The 1,196-nt window shown below is 65.9% G+C and carries 1 protein-coding gene; it reads right to left on the bottom strand.

The genetic code is table 11. The features are described from left to right. Positions 1-5 precede the first annotated feature (5 nt). Positions 6-1,109 (bottom strand): ISAs1 family transposase, encoded by a 1,104-nt coding sequence (locus DS843_RS30860; RefSeq protein ID WP_149472622.1) that lies wholly within the window; start codon positions 1,107-1,109, stop codon positions 6-8. Positions 1,110-1,196 lie beyond the last annotated feature (87 nt).

The following is a 1,196-nucleotide window of genomic DNA, read 5'->3' as shown; positions in this document are numbered from 1 at the left end:
CAGGGCTATCGCATGTAAGCAAAGAGTTCGAAGAAGAATTCTTGGCTGATCATGGCCCTGAACATTTTGAGGCTCATCGACCGGTCCAAGGGGTGCGCCCGCAAGATGTTCTGAGCCAAGCGCCGGATGACCGCAAGGTTCTCCGGCGCATGATCTTTGCGCGTTCGGGCGTCGTCTTCATGGAACAGGACGTCGAGGGTCCAATGGAGGTGGTTCTCGATGCTCCAATGGGCGCGCTTGATCTCCAGCATCTTGGCCGGCGTCAGCCGGCGCGAGAGCGCGACGTAATGCACCTCCTCGCCTGTCGTACCGCTGGCGCCGGTGCGCCGGCACACGACGCGGCCAACCGCCTTCAAGCCCGGCAAGGCGGCGGGGCGGGCCAGGGATGTGGCCGGGATCACGCTCGCTTGGCGCCATTCGCTGCGGCCATGCCCACGCTCCTCGCAGGTGTAGGACGCCACCACCGTGCCCGCCTGGGCGAAAGCCTGCTCGGCGGCGGCGTGCAGCGGTCCATGGTTGCCCTTCAGTTCCAGCGCGTAGTGGGCCTTGGCCCCCAGCACCGCCTCGGCCATCCTGGGATGGCAATGCAGGGCGTCCGCCGTCACCGTGCAGCCCTTGAGCACCAAGCCGCGCAGCAGCTCCAGCGTCGCCGCCACCTCGTTGCCGCCCGGCGCCCGCGCCTGCGCCAGGGTCAGGCGCGTCTGCGTGTCCCAGACGCTGACCATCAGCGGCGGCAGGTGCGCGCGCCCCGTGTCGTAGCCACGCCGCAGGCTCTTGCCGTCCACCGCCACAACCCCGGCCGGCGTCGCATGCCCGAGTTCCTGGCGCACGCGCGCCATGCAGGCGGCAAAGGCGCGCTCCAACTCCTTGGGATCGAGCAGGCGGAACACTCGGCTGAAAGTGTCGTGGCTCGGTACGCCGTGCGGAAGATCGATGATCTCCCGCAATGTGTCGGCGCGCGCTTCGGCAAACTCGGCAATCTGGACACACGATTTCGCCCCGCACAGCGTCGCCGCCAAGGCCAGAAACAGAAGTGCTCCGAGATCGTGCTGCGCATTCGGGTCGCGTGGGTCACGAACCTCTCGGAAAATTTCCATGAGAGAGAGCATCGCGCGTCTCCTGAAGAAAAAGGCCAAAGCGACCGCTTCCTTCAGGTCAACAGACGCAACCTGCTTTACTCAGATGCGATAGCCCTG

Origin of the sequence: Roseomonas genomospecies 6, assembly GCF_008365375.1 — a bacterium.
Lineage (GTDB): Bacteria > Pseudomonadota > Alphaproteobacteria > Azospirillales > Azospirillaceae > Azospirillum.
The sequence above is the reverse complement of the archived record's forward strand: the minus strand, read 5'-3'. Positions and strand labels throughout refer to the sequence as shown.

Bases quoted from the DNA above. Each gene is read 5' to 3' on its own strand.
- DS843_RS30860 (WP_149472622.1), bottom strand. From the start codon at position 1,109: ATGCTCTCTCTCATGGAAATTTTCCGAGAGGTTCGTGACCCACGCGAC.